The following is an 18,369-nucleotide window of genomic DNA, read 5'->3' on the forward strand; positions in this document are numbered from 1 at the left end:
GAGGCTGCGTCGGGCTGCGCAGCGGCCCCCGAGGGCGGTCCTGCGGACACGCAACGCAGCCTCGTGCCTCGGCAGCTGCTACGCTCCCCGAAACGTGCGCGTGTACTCAGATCCGGATCATCTCCCGCACCTTCGCCGTCAACAGGTCGAAGGTGAAGGGCTTGGTGATCATCTGCATGCCAGGATCGAGGAAGCCCCCGCGCACAGCCGCATGTTCCGCGTAACCGGTGATGAACAACACCTTCAGTTCAGGGCGGTACTGCCGGCCGATTTCCGCCAGTTGCCGGCCGTTCATGCCGGGTAACCCGACATCGCTGATCAACAGATCGATACGCTGCGCGGAATCAAGAATCGGCACCGCACTGTCCGCATCCCCCGCTTCGACAAACGCATAGCCCAACTCGCTCAGCACCGTGCTGACCAATACCCGTACCGCCGGATCGTCCTCGACGATCAACACGGTTTCACCGTTCTGCGCGAAAGGTGCGTGCGGGATATCGACCGGTTCGTGCTGCGGCACGTCTCCTCCAAAACGCGGCAGAAACAGACTCACAGTGGTGCCTTTCCCCACGACGCTGTCGATGGCGACATGACCGCCGGACTGTTTGGTAAAGCCATAGATCATCGACAACCCGAGGCCGGTGCCCTGGCCAATTGGCTTGGTGGTGAAGAAGGGGTCGAAGGCGCGGTTGATGGTGCTTTGCGGCATGCCGCAGCCGGTGTCGGTCACGCTCAACACTACGTAATCTCCTGGCGCCAGGCTGCCTTGGTTTTCGGTTGTCAGGTGCTGGTTTTCAGTCTTGACCACCAATTTGCCCCCGTTGGGCATGGCATCCCGAGCATTGATTACCAGGTTGAGCAGGGCGCTTTCCAATTGATTTGGGTCCGCTTCGGCAACCCACAGGCCATCACTCAGGTGCATGTCCAGCTGGATGCTTTCGTTGATGCTGCGTTGCAGCAGTTCGCCCATGGATTCCACCAGCGTATTCATCTGCACCGGTTTGGAATCCAGCGACTGCCGCCGGGAGAACGCCAGCAGACGATGGGTCAGACCCGCCGCACGGTTGGCCGAGGTCACGCCCAGGTCGATCAGGCTGTCCAGATCCTCGGTGCGCCCGCGGGCCAGGCGCCGGCGCAGCAACTCCAGACTGCCGATGATGCCGGTGAGCATGTTGTTGAAGTCGTGGGCAATGCCGCCAGTGAGCTGGCCGACCGCTTCCATTTTCTGCGACTGACGCAAGGCTTCTTCGTTATGGCGCAATTGCGCAGTACGCTCCTCGACTTGCTGCTCAAGGGTTTCGAGGGTGGTTTGCAGGCGCAACTCACTTTGGCTCAAGTCGACCAGCCGATCCCTGGCCTCGTATTGTCGTCGTCGACCGCGCAACGCGGTGGTCACCAGGCTGATCAGGGTGACCGGGTGGAAAGGGCGCTCGAGAAAGGTGACATTGCCCAGTTGCGGACTGAAACGCGACGCCGGGTTCTGTTCCGGGCCACCATGGTAGGTCAGCAAGACGATGGGCAAGTCCGACCAGGCCGGTTGTTGCTCGATAAGGGCGAGCAGCGGCTCAAGGTCAACGCCCAACAAGGCTTCGGAGGCGATCAGCAGCAAGCCGGCACCCAGTTCCAATTCCCCGCACAGCCCGCCAAGATCACGGGTCACGATGCCTTCGTAGCCCGCTTCTTTAAGCATCATCAGGGCAATCTGGCTGTCACGTCCCAGCGGCGCGAGAATGATCGCGCGCTCGGACGTTGCCTCCCGGGCCATCACGGACTCTCGTCCCCGAGCAGCGGCTTGCTCGCGCCCAAGTAGGTCGGCACACCACGCAACACGCCCTGGAAGGCGTCCAGCGGTTCGCCGATGGTCATGCCGCGCCCGTTGATGCGGTATTCGCGGATGGTCGATTCATGGCTGCCCGTACGTTTTTTGATAATTGAAATCGCTCGGCGAACTTTGCCCACCGCTTCGAAGTAACGCAGCAGAATGACCGAGTCGGCCAGGTAGGTAATGTCCACGGGCGCTTGCATGTCGCCGACCAACCCGTGCTGGGCAACGGTCATGAACGTCGCGGCGCCCTGGCGATTGAGGTACAGCAGCAATTCGTGCATGTGCAATATCAGCGCATTCTCTTCAGGCATAGCAGCTTGGTAGCCGTTGATGCTGTCGATGACCACGGTTTTGATCCCGCCCTCGTCGACGCAGCGGCGAACCCGGTGAGTGAATTCGCCGGGGGAGAGCTCGGCGGCATCCACTTGTTCGATCAACAGATTGCCGGTCTCTTGCAGGGCTTTCAGGTCGATGCCCATGTTTTTCATGCGCTCGAACAGCAGGCCGAGGTCTTCATCGAAAATGAATAATGCAGCTTTTTCGCCACGGGCCACGGCTGCTGCGGCGAAGATCATCGAGATCAGCGACTTGCCGGTACCGGCCGGGCCGAGGATCAAGGTGCTCGAACCGGTCTCGATACCGCCACCGAGCAGGGCGTCCATTTCCGCAATGCCGCTGGTGAGTTGCGTGCGAACGTACTTGCCGCGATGTTCGGCGGCGACCAGGCGGGGGAACACGTGCACGCCGTCGCCCATGATGGTGAAGTCGTGATAGCCGCCACGGTATTTTTGCCCACGGTACTTCACCACGCGGATCCGCCGGCGTTCGGCGCCATAGTTGGGGGTCAGCTCTTCCAGGCGAATAACACCGTGGGCCACGCTGTGCACGGTTTTATCGAGGGACTCGGTGGTCAGGTCGTCCAGCAGCACCACGGTGGCGTCATACCGCACAAAGTAGTGTTTGATCGCGAGGATCTGGCGCCGGTAGCGCAGCGAGCTTTGGGCCAGCAGGCGTATTTCCGAAAGGCTGTCGAGTACCACACGGGTAGGCTTCACCCGTTCGACCACTTCGAAAATCTGCTTGGTGGCTTCACCCAGTTCAAGGTCGGAGGAGTACAGAAGGCTCTGCTGATGTTCGGCATTGAGCAGGCTTTCCGGCGGCGTCAGCTCGAAGATATGGATGTTTTCATCCAGCTCCCAGCCGTGGGACAGCGCCCCTTGGCGTAACTCTCGCTCGGTTTCCGACAAGGTGATGTACAACGAGCGCTCGCCGGCTTTCGCGCCGGCCAACAGGAAATGCAAGGCAACGGTGGTTTTGCCGGTTCCGGGTTCGCCTTCCAGCAAAAATACATGGCCGCGGGACAGTCCACCGGCCAGGATGTCATCCAGACCTTCGATGCCGGTGGCGGCTTTTGCACTGAACAACTCGTTTGATGTAGACAAAAAATGCCCTCTCATGACTAGGGGAAGCGAGGCAGCAGGCCGTATGTGCCTGAATGGACTGCCTGATCACTTGACCTTTAGCCGCGATGAGCGTTCAACACTTTTTGCTTTCGCACCCTTGTAGCAGCTGTCGAGCCTGCGAAGCTGCGTTGCGCGTTCGCAGGACCGCCCTCGGGGGCCGCTGCGCAGCCCGACGCAGCCTCGTGCCTCGACAGCTGCTACATAGGGCGCGCGCGGGGGATGCTTGTAGCAGCTGTCGAGCCTGCGAGGCTGCGTCCGAGCGCGCAGCGGTCGCCCGGTGAGCGTCAAAGACCTTGCTGCAACGCCGGATCGTCGGGATTGAGCTGTTCCAGCTCCGCCAACAGAATCTGCACGTTCTGCAACTGTCCGCTTTCCTTCCAGTAATTGATCAGCAGCACCCGAGCCTTGCGGTCGGACGGGTGACGCTGGACGATTTCCTGCAATTGTTTTTGCGCCGCCTCCAGTTCTTCCTCGCCGTGCAGCGTGGTGGCAAGGTCGTAGCGGTAATCCTTATTGTCCGGCTCAAGTTCTACAGCTTTGGACAAGCCAAGCAGGGCGAACTCGCTTTGACCGTGATGCAGCAACCAAAGGCCCAGGGCATGTTGCAGATAAGCGGAGTCGGGCTGTGTTTGCAGTTGCTTGGCCAGCAACTGCCGGGCCGCGTCGCTTTGTCCCTGCCTGTCCAGCACATCAATCTGCATCACCAGCGCGGGCAAATTGCCGGGGTCCAGTTTCAAACTCTCCTCGAGTGCCTGTTGCGCTTCTTTCAATTCGGCGTTGTGCAGGTGCAATCGTGCCAGTTGATAGAAGTTGGCGGCGCTGGGTGGCGCGGCTTTCAGAACCTGTTCCCAAGCATCGATGGCTTGCTCCAACGGCCCGAAGTACAAGCCAAGGTCATCCGGCGAAAGCCCGAGCAGCGCATTGACCGCGGCGAGCCGCACGCTCTGCTCGCTGTCGTCGAGCAAGGGCCCGAGCAACAGGCTGCGCTGGCCGTTGGGCACCAGCCCGCTGATGCTTCTGATCGCGGCAATGCGCACCTCGGGGTCGGCGTGCTGCAGGTCCGCATCTGCCAGTTTCAAGGCTTGGGGGCTGGGGTAGTTGGGCAGCTCGGCGTGCAGCCAGATGCGTCGTTTGGGTGAAATGTCGGGACGACCCAATTGCTGGTACAGGACCCGCGCAGCGCCTGGTTGACCGTTGCGAGCCTGGTTCAGCGCTTCGCTATAACCGCGCTTGATCGCCTCCGGGACCACGGGGGTTGAGGTGCGCAGGAACGCCCAGGCAAGCCCGATGGCAATCAGGGCGCAAGCGCAGATGAGCAAATAACGGCGGGACAGGGGCATGCAGGAATCCGTTGCTGGCAAGCTTTTGCAAAGGCGCCAGCTTCGGTCAGGCAGGGCCGTGAGTCAAATCCTGACTCAGTTCAGCACGTATTCGATGGGTTCAAGGGCCGGCGGCAAATCGGTTTGCCCCAATGCCGCCAGCACTTCACGTTCCAGGGTGCGCAGGATGGCATTACAAGGCAGGTCGTTTTCATCGAAGCCGAACGGGTCCTCCAGATCGTCGCCGATTTCATCGAGGCCAAAAAAGGTGTAGCTGACAATGGCCGTGAACACGGGGGTCAACCAGCCCAGTGGTTCGGCCATGGCAAACGGCAGCAGGATGCAGAACAGGTAAATCGTGCGGTGCAGCAACAAGGTGTACGGAAAAGGCAGCGGAGTACTTTTGATCCGTTCGCAGCTGGCTTGAACCTGACTCAGGCTGACCAGTCGAGCCTCAAGCTGGGTGTACCGCCATTCACTGATCCGGCCGCTGTGGGCCAACGTCGAGAAGTGAGCGCCAATGCGCTGGAGGAGGGCGTCGGTCAGGTTGGGATGGCTGGCCTCTATAGCTGATTTCGTCCAGGGGTTGATGGCAGCCGACTCATCTTCCCGGCGCAGGCGAGCGATCAAACCGTGGGCAAAGCCGCAGAGCTCGCGTAACACATGAGCCCGTTCGATCTCGTCCATCAACCCCTGGGTCTGCCGAATCAGCGAGCGCACCTCAATGATCAGCTGCCCGAGTTGCTTGCGGCCCTCCCACCAGCGGTCGTAGCAGGCGTTGTTGCGAAAGCTCATGAAGATCGACAGCGACAGGCCCAGCAAGGTGAACGGCGTGGCGTTGACCTTGGAAAAATACGCCGGGTGCCAGGTCTCGACCAGCACGATCACCGAGGCCAGCAGCGTGACCAACAGACTGCGCAGCGCGATGCGCTTGGCAATCGAGCCCTTGAGGGAAAACAGGATGCCGATCAGGTTCGGCTTGGCACGCACAATCATGGTCAGAGGCTTTTTAAATGACGCTTTCGCAGCGGTTTCAGCCTAGGGGGAGGGCAGGTGTCTGTCCAATCGCTATGGCTGACGGGGTCATCGAGCGGATCTATCGATATGTCCCTAATCATCGAGTTGTACGCAAACTTGTGGCGAGGGAGCTCGCTCCCGCTTGAGTGCGCAGCACTCACAAAATTTCAGGAGCAGGCACACTTTTGGGGCCGCTGAGCAATCCAGCGGGAGCAAGCTCCCTCGCCACAGGTTTGGTGCTTTTTCCTACAGGTCGCGTCGACACCGAAAGCTGTCGAGGCACCCATGCAGTGACTACGCTTGCTGGAGATGACTCGATGAGTGTTCCCATGCAACCGCTGCTGCAATATTTCAAGGCGATACTCAACCCCGGCCCCGGGGTGTTGTTGTTCGCCTTGAGAACCATCGCGGCGGGCATTCTGACGCTGTACCTGGCGTTCCTTTTCGACCTGGACCAGCCCAAGTGGTCGATCATGGCGGTGGTCATCGTCAGCCAGCCGCTGGGTGGCATGGCCTTGGCCCGAAGCTTTGGCCAGGTTATCGGCACCACGGCGGGGGCGGTCGTTGCGGTGGTGATCATGGCGATATTCCCCCAGGCGCCGCTGCCGTTCATCGTCACCCTGGCGTTGTGGTTGGCGCTGTGTACCGCCGGCGGCACCTTGCTGCGTTACACCAGTTCCCAGGCCTTTGTGTTGAGCGGCTATACGGCGGTGGTCGTGGCGCTGCTGGCAGTACCCGATCAGGACGGCACCTTTCTTCTGGCCGTTACCCGTGTGACTGAAACGCTGCTGGCGGTAGCTTGCGTGTGCGTGGTGAGCCTGCTCACTGCGCGGCCGGAAGCCGTGGCCCGGGACTACTTCGCCAAGATCGACCAAGTGATCAAACTGCTGGCGACCCACTCCGCCGCTGTCATTCGAACCGAAGAGAGCGAGGCCGATTTTCAGCAGCGGCAGATGCAATTGCTCGGTGCGATCAGCGCCCTGGAGGGCGTGCGCCGACATTTGTATTTCGATGCGCCTCGGTTGCGCAGCGCTAATGGGCTGGTGCAACTGCTGGGTAATCAGTTGGTGCTGCTGACCTCGCGGCTGACCGCGCTGCGCCATCAACGACAACTGCTGGCCGAGCGCTGGGAAGGCGCGTTGCCTCCAGAGATTCAACATCTGCGCGCCGAGGAACTGGCCTTTCTCGATGAACTGGCGGTGAAAGGGCGCTCGCTTTCGGCCGAGGCGCGCAAACCGTTTCTGGCGTTGCAGCAGCGTTTCGATGACCAGGCCTACAAGGCGGAACAACTCACCGAAACGATGCCGGCCACCCTGCGCTCGCTGGCCTGGTCACTGCGTTGGGAACAGGCGCGGATGTTGGAGCAACTGGGGCAGATTCTGGAACTGGGCGATGCGATCCAGGAAGGGCGTGAAGCGAGTTGCGTGTACCGCGGGCAGGAAAACCCGCTGCATCTGGACTTCACCCTGGCGGCCATGAACGCGATCCGGGCTTTTACGGCACTGGTCGTGGCCGGAATGATCTGGATCGAAACCGGTTGGGACGGAGCCCGAGGCGGGATGATCGTGGTGGGAATCCTCTGTTCGCTGATGGCGACGTTTCCACGGCCGTTGCTGGCCAGCCAGAGTTTTGCCAGGGGGCTGGCGTTGGCACTGGTGGTGTCGGGCCTGTATCTGTTCCTGCTGATACCGCTGATCAGTGAATTCGAGCTGCTCGCCTTGTTGCTCGTTCCGTTGTTGTACGCCGTCGCGGTGGGGCTCTCCAGCCCACCCACCACAGGCACTGGCATTGGTCTGGGACTGACGACGATGTTGCTGCTTGGTCTACAAAACGTGGGGGGCGGCCAGAACACGGCCATTCAGTGGTTCGAGTTTGCCGGTGCGTATATGTGCGCTGCCACGCTGGCGCTCAGTGTCTACGCGCTGATTTTCCCGTTCAGGCCGGTGTTGCGAATGCGCCGACTGTTCAAGGAGAACTGTGAGGAGGTCTACGCGTTGCTGAAAACGCCGACTACCGACGAGCAGCAGTTTGCGTTTGAAAGTCGTATGGTCGACCGCCTGACCATGATGCTCGGATTGCTGCCCGCCACCAGTGACCGCCAATCCCGCGACCTGTACGAAGTCAGCCTCGGCTGCATGGCGCTGGGCGTGGCGCTGAATCAACTCCGGCAACAGGGGCAAAGCAACACCTTACTCAGTACTGAACAACAAAACCGCTTGCTGACGGCCGTCCGTGAAACAGGTCGATTGATCGCCGGGCGACCCGGAATCGACCTTCAATCGTTGCTCACACAGATGCGACGCCTGGGCGATGAACTGGACGACCTGCACCTAGACGTGCATGAACACCTGTGGTCGGTGTTCAGAATGCGCGTTGCGTTGCTGATCGTGGTGTCGTTTCTTGAGCGCTACCGCGACTACTTTCAAGCTGCAGACGTGGAAGGAGTACCGGCCCTTGCCCATTGATCTGGAAGTCGGTGGCGTCTACCTGCCACCCATCGCCCAGGCCCTGCTGCTGGCCTTGCCGATTTTCCTGTTGCTGGACTGGTTGTTGCGGCGCGTCGGCGTGCTGCGTTTTGTCTGGCACGAGGCGCTGTTTGAAGGCGCCTTGTACGCCTGTGTCTGCGCGACGTTGATCCTGCTGATGGGAGCCTGACCTCTTGAAAAAGATTTTTCCCCGACTCACGACCTTGGCGGTAGTGGTGCTGGCGTTCGTCCTGGGCTGGTTCGCCTGGGAACATTACACCCGCGCGCCGTGGACCCGGGATGCGCGGGTGCGGGCCGATGTGGTGACCCTGTCAGCGGATGTGTCCGGGCGCATTGTCAGCCTCGGTGTCCAGGACAACCAGCACGTCGACAAGGGGCAATTGCTGCTGGAGATTGATCCGGCGCGCTACACGCTGGCGGTGGAACATTCCAAACGCTCGGTGGAAGTGGCCAAAGCCACGCTGGGGCAGTCCCAGGCCTCGATTGTTGCCAGCGAAGCACTGCTCAGGCAGCGCCAGAGTGAAGAGGTCCGGCGACGGACCCTCAAGCAACGGTTCGCGATCTCGGGGGAAGAGTGGGAAAAATCCAGCACCGAGGTCGCCGTCGCCCAGGCCGAATTGCTGCGCAATCAGGCCAACCTCGGCCTGGCCCAGGCCAATGTGCAGTTGGCAATCGCGGCGCTGACCCAGGCCGAACTGGACTTGCAGCGCACCCGGGTCGAATCCCCCGTCAGTGGCTACGTGACCAACCTGCTGACCCGTCAGGGCGACTACGCATCGGCCGGTGGCGCCTTGTTGGCGCTGGTGGACAGCGATTCGTTCTACGTCAGCGGTTACTTCGAGGAAACCAAGCTGCCGCGCATCGAGGAGGGGGATCGCGTGAAAATCGAATTGATGAGCGGCGAGACCTTCGGCGGCACGGTGCAAAGCATCGCCTTCGCCATCGCCGACCGGGAAAACCTGCCGGGTGGTCGCCTGCTGGCCACCATCAACCCCAGCTACACCTGGGTCAAGCTGGCGCAGCGGGTGCCGGTGCGGATACTGATCGATGCCGACTATGCGGGCAAAGCCAAACTTCGTGCCGGGACCACGGCCACCGTGACCGTCCAGGAAACCCGCACCCCTCAAAATTAACGATAACCCCCTGTAGGAGCGAGCTTGCTCGCGATGGACGCCAACGATAACGCGGGCTGTCTGGATGAACGCGGTGTCTAGGCGTTTTTCGCGAGCGAGCTCGCTCCTACAGGGGCATTGCGTTTACGAAAAAAAAAAAGCCCCGCGACCGAATGAGGCGCGGGGCTGAAAAAGTTGGTCGGTTTGGGTCGACCAACTGAGCTCTATAAAACGTTACTTGCTGGCGACGGTCTCCGGTTGCCAGCCACCGCCAAGGGCTTTGTAAATCGCGACAATGCCGCGATACAGATCGGTTTCGGCCAAGGCCTGGGTGTCTTCTGCGGCCAGACGCTCACGCTGGGCATCCAGCAACACGAGGAAGTCGACGGTGCCTTCGCGGTAGCGAATCTCCGCCAGGTCGGCGGCGGCACGGCTGGCTTCGCTCTGGCGAATCAGCGAGATCAACCGTTGCTGGCGCTTGCCGTAGTCGCTGAAGGCGTTTTCCGATTCTTCCAGGGCCAGCAACACTTGCTGCTCGTAAGTCGCCAGGGCGCCTTCGGCTTCGGCATCGGCGCCGCGCAGACGGGCCCGCACGCTGCCCAGGTCAAACGCGGCCCAGGTGATGCTTGGGCCCAGTGCCCAGGCGTTGGCCGCCGAGGAACCGATCTGCGAACCACGCCCGGCCGTAAAACCAAGGAAGCCGCTGAGGCTGACCCGCGGGAACAAATCAGCCTTGGCCACGCCGATACGGGCGGTGGCGGAGGCCAGTTTGCGTTCGGCGCTGAGAATGTCCGGACGACGTTGCAGCAATTCACCCGGATCGCCGATCGGCAATGCCTTGGCGATCGCCGGCAAGTCTTTTGGACTCAGGTCCACGGTCAACTTGTCCGGGCGCTCGCCCAGCAGGGTTGCGATACGGTTTTTCTGCCGGGCCTGTTCAGCCTGCAGCTGAGGCACGCTGGCTTCGACCGACGCGAGGCGTGCGTCGGCACGCTCCACGTCCAGTTGATCGCCGACGCCGGCATCACGCAGGCTTTCGGTGATCTTGCGCGAATCCTGCTGATTCTTCAGGTTGGCCAGGGCAATTTTTTCGCGCAGTTGCGCACCGCGCAGTTGGCCATACGAGTCGACCAGCTCGGCAATCATGGTGACTTGCAGTTGGTACAGGTCGGCTTCAATCGCTTGCTGTTCGGCGTCCGCCGATTCCAGATTGCGCTGGATGCGGCCAAACAGGTCGATCTCCCAGGCCATGTCCAGGCCCAGGTCATAGCGTTCGCTGTTGACCCGCTTGGTGGTCTGGCCGGGAATTTGTCCCTTGGCCAGATCGCTGCTGGCGCGGCTGGTGATGGTCGGCATGGCGTCATTGCTGACGTCGTCGCGAATCGCCCGGGCGGCTTTCCAGCGAGCGAACGCCACGCGCAAATCCCGGTTGCCTTGCAGCGATTGGGTCACCAACTGGTTGAGGGTCGGGTCTTCAAACTGCTGCCACCAAATGCCTTCGAAATGCGAGCGGTCGAAGTTTTTCTGGCCGGCAGCGCCATCGGTGGCGGTGGTGATGTTCGCCGGCTCCGTGGCCGGGGTCTTGTAGTCCGGGCCGACGGCACAGGCACTCAGGGCCAGTACCAGCAGGCTTGGCAAAAAGGCTTTCAGGCTCATTGTTGCGACTCCAGTTTCAGGGCCTTGGCCGCTTTGCGTTGTTCACCGCGCTCCACAAAGTTACGAATCAACACGTAGAACACTGGGGTCAGCAGCAGACCGAAGAAGGTCACCCCGAGCATCCCGGAGAACACCGCCACACCCATGGCGTGACGCATTTCGGCACCGGCACCGCTGGAGAACACCAGAGGCACAACACCCATGATGAACGCGAAGGAGGTCATCAGGATCGGCCGCAGACGCAGGCGGCACGCTTCCAGTACCGCGGCGAGCGGGCTGAGGCCTTCGTCCTGCTGTTTATCCTTGGCAAACTCGACGATCAGAATCGCGTTCTTACAGGCCAGTCCCACCAGTACGATCAAACCGATCTGGGTGAAGATGTTGTTGTCGCCACCCGACGCGATCACACCGGTGATGGCCGACAGCAGGGTCATCGGTACGATCAGGATCACCGCCAGCGGCAGGCTCCAGCTTTCGTATTGCGCCGCGAGTACCAGGAACGCCAGCAGTACGCAGAGCGGGAACACGAACAGCGCGGTGTTGCCGGACAGAATCTGCTGGTAGGTCAGGTCGGTCCATTCGTAGGTCATGCCGTTCGGAAGTTCTTCCTTGAGCAGTTTTTCGATGGCTTTTTCCGCCTGGCCGGAGCTGTAGCCCGGGGCGGCCGCGCCGTTGATTTCAGCGGTGATGAAGCCGTTGTAGTGCATCACGCGGTCCGGACCCGAGGTGTCGCTGACCTTGATGAAGGTCGCCAGCGGGATCATCTCGCCCTTGTTGTTACGCACTTTCAGCTGGCCGATCTGGTCGGATTCGAGGCGGAACTGCTGCTCGGCCTGAACGTTGACCTGATAGGTGCGACCGAAGCGGTTGAAGTCGTTGGCATACAACGAGCCCAGGTAAATCTGCAGGGTGTCGAAGATGTCGCTGACGGCCACGCCGTGGGTCTTGGCTTTCTCGCGGTCGATGGCGGCATCGACCTGCGGCACGTTCACCGTGTAGCTGGTAAACAGGCCGGCCAGTTCTGGCACGCTGTGGCTTTTGGTGATGATGTTCATGGTTTCTTTGTACAGCTCGTCGTAGCCCAGGTTGCCCCGGTCTTCGATTTGCAGGCGGAAACCACCGATGGTGCCCAGGCCTTGTACCGGCGGCGGCGGGAAGATCGCCATGTAGGCTTCTTGAATCCCGGCGAACTGGCCGTTCAACGCACCGGCAATCGCACCGGCAGACATGCTCGGGTCTTTACGCTCGTCGAAAGGTTTCAAAGTGACGAAAACGATGCCAGCGTTCGGGCTGTTGGTGAAACCGTTGATCGACAGGCCAGGGAAGGCCACCGCACTTTCCACGCCAGGCTGTTTCAGGGCCAGGTCGGACATGCGTTTGATCACGTCTTCGGTACGGTCCAGGCTCGAGGCATCCGGCAATTGCGCGAAGGCCACCAGGTATTGCTTGTCCTGGCCGGGTACGAAACCGGTCGGGGTGCTGGAGAAACCAAAGAACGTCAACACCATCAGGCCTGCGTACAGCATCAGGGCGATACCGCTGCTGCGGATAACCCGGCCCACGGTGCCGACATAACCATGGCTGGCCTTGTCGAAGAAGCGGTTGAACGGACGGAACAACCAGCCGCCGAAGAGCTTGTCCAGAACCTTGGAGAAACGGTCCTTCGGTGCATCGTGGCTTTTAAGCAACACGGCAGCCAGTGCAGGCGACAGGGTCAGCGAGTTGAAGGCCGAGATCACCGTCGAAATCGCAATGGTCAGGGCGAACTGCTTGTAGAACTGCCCGGTCAACCCGGAGATGAATGCGGCCGGGATAAACACCGCACACAGCACCAGCGCGGTCGCGATGATCGGGCCGGTCACTTCACGCATGGCGCGCTTGGTCGCTTCGACCGGGTTGAGTCCCAGTCCGATGTTTCGCTCGACGTTCTCCACCACCACGATGGCGTCATCCACCACGATGCCAATGGCCAGTACCAATCCGAACAGCGACAGGGCGTTCAACGAGAAGCCGAACAGGTGCATCACGGCAAACGTACCGATCAGCGACACCGGCACCGCCACCAACGGAATGATCGAGGCGCGCCAGGTTTGCAGGAACAGGATTACTACAAGAACAACGAGGATCAGCGCTTCGAAGAGGGTGTGAACCACCGCCTCGATGGAGCCGCGCACGAAGATCGTCGGGTCATAGACGATGCTGTAGTCCATGCCTTGCGGGAAGTTCTTTTTCAACTCTTCCATCTTGCCGCGAACTTCGTTCGAGATTTCGATGGCGTTGGAACCCGGACGCTGGAAGATCGGAATGGCTACGGCTGGCTGGTTGTTCAGCAACGAACGCAAGGCGTATTGGCTGGAACCCAGTTCGACGCGGGCAATGTCCTTGAGACGAGTGATTTCACCGTTGTCGCCTGCGCGAATGATGATGTTCTCGAACTCTTCCTCGGAGACCAGGCGGCCCTGAGTGTTGACCGACAGCTGGAAGCTTTGGGCATTCGGGGCGGGGGGCGCGCCCAGCTGACCGGCCGCGACCTGGCGGTTCTGTTCACGAATGGCCGTCACGACATCGGTGGCGGTCAGGTTGCGCGAAGCGGTCTTGTTCGGGTCGAGCCATACACGCAGCGAATAATCGCCCATGCCGAACAACTGCACATCGCCGACACCACCCAGACGAGCCAGCTCATCCTTGATGTTGAGGATCGCGTAGTTGGACAGGTAGAGCATGTCGTAGCGTTTGTCCGGCGAGGTCAAGTGCACAACCATCGTCAGGTCGGGCGAAGCCTTGTCCACGGTGATACCGATGCGCGTCACTTCTTCTGGAAGTTTCGGCTCGGTACGGGTCACACGGTTCTGCACCTGCACCTGCGCGTTGTCCAGGTCAGTGCCCAGGGCGAAGGTGATGGTCAGGGTGATTTTGCCGTCAGCGGTGGACTGCGAGGACATGTACAGCATGTTCTCGACGCCGGTGATGGCTTGCTCCAGGGGAGCTGCCACGGTTTCACCGATGACTTTAGGGTTGGCACCCGGGAAGTTGGCGCGGACCACAACGGTCGGCGGCACCACTTCCGGGTATTCGCTGATCGGCAACTGGAACAGCGAGATGGCGCCGGCGATCAGGATCAGCAGCGACAGCACCGCTGCAAAGATCGGCCGTGAAATGAAGAATTGGGAAAAATTCATCGAAGTTGTCGTCCCTTAACCGCGTGGGGTCGCAGCAGCCAGTTTCACAACCGAACCCGGCGCGACCTTGGCAGGCGCGACTTGGGGCAGGTTGCTGGCTTCCAGCGCTTGTCGTTGTTGAGCCAGAGCGGCGAGGGTTTGCTCGCTGGCCATCGGGATCACTTCAGGGGTGACCGGTGAACCCGGGCGAACCCGTTGCAGACCCTTGACGATGACGGTGTCGTCCTTGTTCAGGCCGCTGCGCACGATGCGCAAGCCTTCGATTTTCGGCCCCAATTCGACGGCGCGGTAGGCGGTCTTGTTGTCGGCGTCCATCACCAGCACGAATTTTTTGCCGAGGTCAGTACCGACCGCTTCGTCGTTGATCAGCACGGCGGAGTAGGTGCCGCTGCCGACCAGTTTCAGGCGAGCATAGAGGCCCGGGGTGTAGCTGCCGTCGCTGTTGTCGAACACGGCGCGACCGCGGATGGTGCCGGTTTTCGGGTTGACTGCGTTGTCGACGAAGTTCATCTGACCCAGGTGCGGGTTGCCGTCTTCGTTCGACAGGCCCATGTACACCGGAGTCGTGGCGCCGCGTTTGCCCTGGCGAGCGAGCTGGGTGTACTTGAGGAACACCCGCTCATCGGCGTCGAAGTAGGCGTAGACCTTGTCGGTGGAAACGACGCTGGTCAGCGCCGTGGTGTCGGCGGTCACCAGGTTGCCGGCGGTGATTTCCGCACGGCTGACACGGCCGCTGATTGGCGCGGTCACGCGGGTGAAGCTCAGGTTCAGTTTGGCCAGGTCGAGTTGTGCTTGCAGGGCACCTACCGCGGCACGGGCTTCCTGCGCAGCGCTGGTGCGCGAATCGGCCAGCTCGGCGGAAATCGCGTTGCTGGTGCGCAGACGCTCGCCACGTTGGGCTTCGTTTTCACTGCGGGTGGCGTTGGCGCGGGATTGGGCGACCAGGGCTTCGAGGCGGCGAACCTCAGCCTGGAACGGACGCGGGTCGATCTGGAACAGCAAGTCACCTTTCTTGACCAAGGCGCCTTCGATAAAGGCCACTTCATCGATCTGACCAGAGACCCGTGGACGAATTTCTACGGTTTCCGGCGCTTCGAGGCGACCGGTGAATTCGTCCCACTCGTTGACCGGTTGTTCCAGCACCTTGGCCACGCTGACTTTGGCTGCGGGCGCGGTGGCGGCAGTTTCCGGAGCCTTGCCGCAAGCGCTCATCACCACTACGGCCAACAAGGCCAACGGGAAGCGCAAATGTTTGAGTGACTGTTCCATGGATGCATCCGCCAATGTATTGAGAATGGACGGATGATGCTCGGCGAGGGGGGATCCCACGAATCGAATGAACCAAAGGTAACTATCATTCGGAATGATATAAGAACCAGGCGAGCTCTCTAGCATGCGCCTCTGGTTGGAAATCGATCAACGTAAATTATGGAAATTCAGTGTTGCGGTAAATGCAACGCTTGAGCTGGGAATCGAGCCGTGGCCATCGCGAGCAGGCTCGCTCCTACAGGGAGCGAGCCAGCGGCGCCAAATCGATTCAGGGAGCCGCCAGCTTATTTACCCATCAACGGCGAAGTCCCGGTAGTGGGCGCAGGGCGCTGGGGTTTGACCGAGGTGCCGAAGGTATTGCCCATGCGCGTACTGGTGGCCGCCGGCGTTGCCAATCCAACCTGATTGGGCGGGCGTTTGTCGACCGGTACGTTCATGCCCGCCCTGTTCTTTTGCGCGGCCGCGGCGCCCTCCGGGTTGTTGCCCATCTGCTGGCTCAGGCAGTTGTAATCCGGCGCTTTGTAGCCTCCCACTGATACGTCGACACAACCCAGCGGTTCTTCGGCCTGGGCGATGATGGGGAGTGTAATCAGCAGCAAGCCTGCTGCAACATTAGACAGATAGTTCATTCAAGGCCTCCTGGCCGACCCGGGAACGGGCCGCGTATGCACCTGAGTCTAGAGCAGCACGCGTGATGGCCTCGTGATGTTTTTTTTGCACCGCCCGTCACACCAGATTCATAAACAGCCATCAGGATGACGGTTTTCAGGGAAACGTCAGCCGTGCAGCGAGGCAGCGCCAGGGAGGGGAGCCAGGTTTTAGCGTCATGTGTTCGCAGGGCGTGCCTGGCGTTATTGCTTTGGTTAATGGCTTCTGCGGCGGTGAGCGGTCAGGTTGACGCCGGCGGAACGCAAGACCTGGATATTCCGGCGCAGGAACTGGCCAGTGCACTCGAACGCTTCAGTCGTGACACCGGCATGGCCGTTCTGGTGGATCGCCAACTGACGCGCGGCCGGCGGTCAATCGCGGTGAAAGGGCGCTTAAGCGCAACCGACGCCCTGAGCCTGTTGCTTAGCGGCAGCGGTTTGATGGCCCGGTATACCCGAGCGGATGCGTTCACCTTGCAAGTGGCACAGGTGGCGCAGGTGCCTTCTGCAGCGGCACCGAAGGCCAACAGTGTGTCGCTGGTCGGCAGTAGTTATGCGACATCGATTCAAGTGGCGATCGAACGTCGGATGTGCCACTCGCTGTCGATTCGGCCAGGCAGTTTTCGGGCCTTGCTGCAACTGTGGATCGGTCGTGACGGGGTGGTCCAGCATAGTCGCCTCGTCACCTCCACGGGGGATGTTCAGCGTGACGCGGCGCTGGTGGAAGCTTTACGCAATCTCGACATCGAACGCCCGGCACCAAGCTCGCTTGGCCAGCCGGTCACGCTGCTTTTGCTACCGGAGTCTTCAGGAAAGCGCATGGAATGCCAACAGTGGAAAGGAGTTTCCGGGCAATGAAAGACACCGGGAAAAGTTCGATGGTCAGACTGTTCCTGACGTCCTATGACGACTTCAAGGCGCGGCTGCGCCGGCGTCTGGGTTCGGAGGATCTGGCCAACGACGTCCTGCATGAAACCTACCTGCGGGTCGACCGCATGGAAGAACCGCCCAATATTGCCCAGCCCAATGCGTATCTGTACCGCATGGCGCTGAACATCGCGGCGGATAGGCGCCAGTCGGACGCCCGGTTGCTGACCGGTACTGAGGTTGAGGAACTGCTTCAGGTCTCCGATGAAGCGCTCGACCCGGCACGGGTGGTGGGTGGGCAGAAAGAAATTCAGTTGCTGCTCCACGCCCTGTACGAATTGCCGGCACGCCGCCGCAAGATCTTTATCGCGGCACGCCTGGAAGAGGCGCCGCACCTGGAAATCTCCCAGCGTTTCGGCATTTCGACCCGGATGGTCGAGAAGGAAATCAAGGCCGCCCTGAACCATTGTGCCGGGCGTCTTGAAAGAAAAGTCATTCAGCGGTTCGGTCCCGGCGCGGGAAAACCGTCTTGATAGAAGAGCCCAGATTAATCCGTGAGTATCCCCGCGCTTGAACATCTTCCGTATTTCACCGCCTGAGGTAACGCCCCAGGACCGGATCAACCGCGAAGCCCAGGACTGGTTGGTCCTTTTGACGTCGGGCCGGGCGACCGTGGCCGATGCACGAGCCCTGCGCGAGTGGTGTGCTCAAAGCCCCGGTCATGCTCTCGCGTTTGAGCAAACCAAAGCGCTGTGGCATCAATTGCAGCCGGCTGTAATGCAATTGCAGGCACCCCGGCATTTTGGCCGACGGGCATTTCTCGGCGGTGCCGTAGCTGCGTCTGCGGCATTTTTCCTGATTCGTGCGACGGTGCCGGGTGGCCTATCCGGTCTGGGCGCAGACTACATCACCGAGGTGGGCGAGCAGCGTCGATTCGATCTGGCGGACGGCGTCAGTCTTGAGCTCAACACCCAGACACGCATTAACCGTCGGGACAGCGACGAGGGTGCACAACAGCTGGAGTTGCTCAGTGGTGAAGTCGAAGTCCAGACACGAGCGCAGGGCGTGCTCAAGGTGCAGGCCGCAAGCGGTTGGCTGAGTGCCAGCCAGGCCCGGTTTAACCTGCGCAATATCGACCAGAGCGTGTGCGTGACCTGTCTTGATGGCAGTGTGCAGGTAGAAGTGTTGGGGCGCGGTATTCGTCTGGAACCGGGGCAGCAACTGACCTATGACAGCCGCACGGTCGGCACCCCGCAAGCGGTCGACAGCTCGGCCGTTGTCGCCTGGCGCCAGCAGATCCTGGTGTTCAACGACGCCACGCTGGCGTCAGTGATCAATGAAATCAACCGCTACCGCCCGGGCATGTTGCTGCTGCTCAACAGCGAACTGGGCAAGCGCAAGGTGCAGGCGCGGTTCAGCCTGGATCAGTTGGCGGGGGTTGCGTTGTTGATTCGCGATGCGTATGGGGCCAAGTGCACCGAGCTGCCGGGTGGGGTGGTGGTGCTGAGTTAGGGGTATCAAAAAAACGA

General features: G+C 60.8%; 14 protein-coding genes. 6 read left to right on the forward strand and 8 right to left on the reverse strand.

Annotation, left to right across the window (positions count from 1 at the left end; translation table 11 throughout):
* Window positions 1–106 precede the first annotated feature (106 nt).
* The 4 genes from EJA72_RS06480 to EJA72_RS06495 all read right to left on the reverse strand — a co-directional run bounded on the left by EJA72_RS06480 (window position 107) and on the right by EJA72_RS06495 (window position 5,603).
* Window positions 107–1,765 (reverse strand): ATP-binding protein, encoded by a 1,659-nt coding sequence (locus EJA72_RS06480; RefSeq protein ID WP_157710668.1) that lies wholly within the window; start codon window positions 1,763–1,765, stop codon window positions 107–109.
* Window positions 1,765–3,267, reverse strand: coding sequence for an ATPase domain-containing protein (locus tag EJA72_RS06485; protein WP_157710669.1), 1,503 nt, complete (start codon window positions 3,265–3,267; stop codon window positions 1,765–1,767). The genes EJA72_RS06480 and EJA72_RS06485 overlap by 1 nt, the downstream gene beginning before the upstream one ends.
* 305 nt (window positions 3,268–3,572) lie before the next feature.
* On the reverse strand, window positions 3,573–4,628 hold the full coding sequence (locus EJA72_RS06490) for a tetratricopeptide repeat protein (RefSeq protein ID WP_157710670.1): 1,056 nt from the start codon (window positions 4,626–4,628) through the stop codon (window positions 3,573–3,575).
* Between the two features lie 75 nt (window positions 4,629–4,703).
* Window positions 4,704–5,603, reverse strand: a complete 900-nt coding sequence (locus EJA72_RS06495; RefSeq protein ID WP_157710671.1) for a bestrophin family protein — start codon at window positions 5,601–5,603, stop codon at window positions 4,704–4,706.
* 338 nt (window positions 5,604–5,941) lie between these two features.
* On the opposite strand from EJA72_RS06495, the gene EJA72_RS06500 reads away from it, so the two are divergent.
* The 3 genes from EJA72_RS06500 to EJA72_RS06510 are packed head-to-tail and all read left to right on the forward strand — an operon-like array spanning window position 5,942 to window position 9,243.
* Window positions 5,942–8,089: an FUSC family protein gene (locus tag EJA72_RS06500; RefSeq protein ID WP_157710672.1), complete on the forward strand. Its 2,148-nt coding sequence runs from the start codon at window positions 5,942–5,944 to the stop codon at window positions 8,087–8,089.
* The gene (locus EJA72_RS06505; RefSeq protein WP_157710673.1) at window positions 8,079–8,279 is read left to right on the forward strand and encodes a DUF1656 domain-containing protein; all 201 of its coding nucleotides are present in this window, start codon (window positions 8,079–8,081) and stop codon (window positions 8,277–8,279) included. The genes EJA72_RS06500 and EJA72_RS06505 overlap by 11 nt, the downstream gene beginning before the upstream one ends.
* Before the next feature lie 4 nt (window positions 8,280–8,283).
* Complete coding sequence (locus EJA72_RS06510) at window positions 8,284–9,243, forward strand: HlyD family secretion protein (protein WP_157710674.1); 960 nt, start codon at window positions 8,284–8,286, stop codon at window positions 9,241–9,243.
* 213 nt (window positions 9,244–9,456) lie between these two features.
* Here EJA72_RS06510 and EJA72_RS06515 read toward each other — a convergent pair whose 3' ends face one another.
* From EJA72_RS06515 to EJA72_RS06530, 4 genes are all read right to left on the reverse strand, one after another.
* Window positions 9,457–10,878, reverse strand: coding sequence for an efflux transporter outer membrane subunit (locus tag EJA72_RS06515; protein WP_157710675.1), 1,422 nt, complete (start codon window positions 10,876–10,878; stop codon window positions 9,457–9,459).
* Window positions 10,875–14,057, reverse strand: a complete 3,183-nt coding sequence (locus EJA72_RS06520) for an efflux RND transporter permease subunit (protein WP_157710676.1) — start codon at window positions 14,055–14,057, stop codon at window positions 10,875–10,877. The genes EJA72_RS06515 and EJA72_RS06520 overlap by 4 nt, the downstream gene beginning before the upstream one ends.
* A gap of 15 nt (window positions 14,058–14,072) precedes the next feature.
* On the reverse strand, window positions 14,073–15,326 hold the full coding sequence (gene mexE / locus EJA72_RS06525) for a multidrug efflux RND transporter periplasmic adaptor subunit MexE (protein WP_157710677.1): 1,254 nt from the start codon (window positions 15,324–15,326) through the stop codon (window positions 14,073–14,075).
* A 284-nt stretch (window positions 15,327–15,610) separates the two neighbouring features.
* A complete protein-coding gene (locus EJA72_RS06530) occupies window positions 15,611–15,955 on the reverse strand; it encodes a hypothetical protein (RefSeq protein ID WP_157710678.1) in 345 nt (114 codons plus the stop codon).
* Window positions 15,956–16,192: 237 nt separating this feature from the next.
* Here EJA72_RS06530 and EJA72_RS06535 point away from each other — a divergent pair, with 237 nt between their 5' ends.
* The 3 genes from EJA72_RS06535 to EJA72_RS06545 are packed head-to-tail and all read left to right on the forward strand — an operon-like array spanning window position 16,193 to window position 18,352.
* Window positions 16,193–16,831: a secretin and TonB N-terminal domain-containing protein gene (locus tag EJA72_RS06535; RefSeq protein ID WP_157710679.1), complete on the forward strand. Its 639-nt coding sequence runs from the start codon at window positions 16,193–16,195 to the stop codon at window positions 16,829–16,831.
* Window positions 16,828–17,373, forward strand: a complete 546-nt coding sequence (locus tag EJA72_RS06540) for an RNA polymerase sigma factor (protein WP_157710680.1) — start codon at window positions 16,828–16,830, stop codon at window positions 17,371–17,373. The genes EJA72_RS06535 and EJA72_RS06540 overlap by 4 nt, the downstream gene beginning before the upstream one ends.
* Window positions 17,374–17,410: 37 nt before the next feature.
* Window positions 17,411–18,352 (forward strand): FecR family protein, encoded by a 942-nt coding sequence (locus tag EJA72_RS06545; RefSeq protein WP_157710681.1) that lies wholly within the window; start codon window positions 17,411–17,413, stop codon window positions 18,350–18,352.
* The last annotated feature ends 17 nt before the right edge of the window (window positions 18,353–18,369 follow it).

This window comes from Pseudomonas sp. PB120 (assembly GCF_009761815.1).
GTDB lineage: Bacteria > Pseudomonadota > Gammaproteobacteria > Pseudomonadales > Pseudomonadaceae > Aquipseudomonas.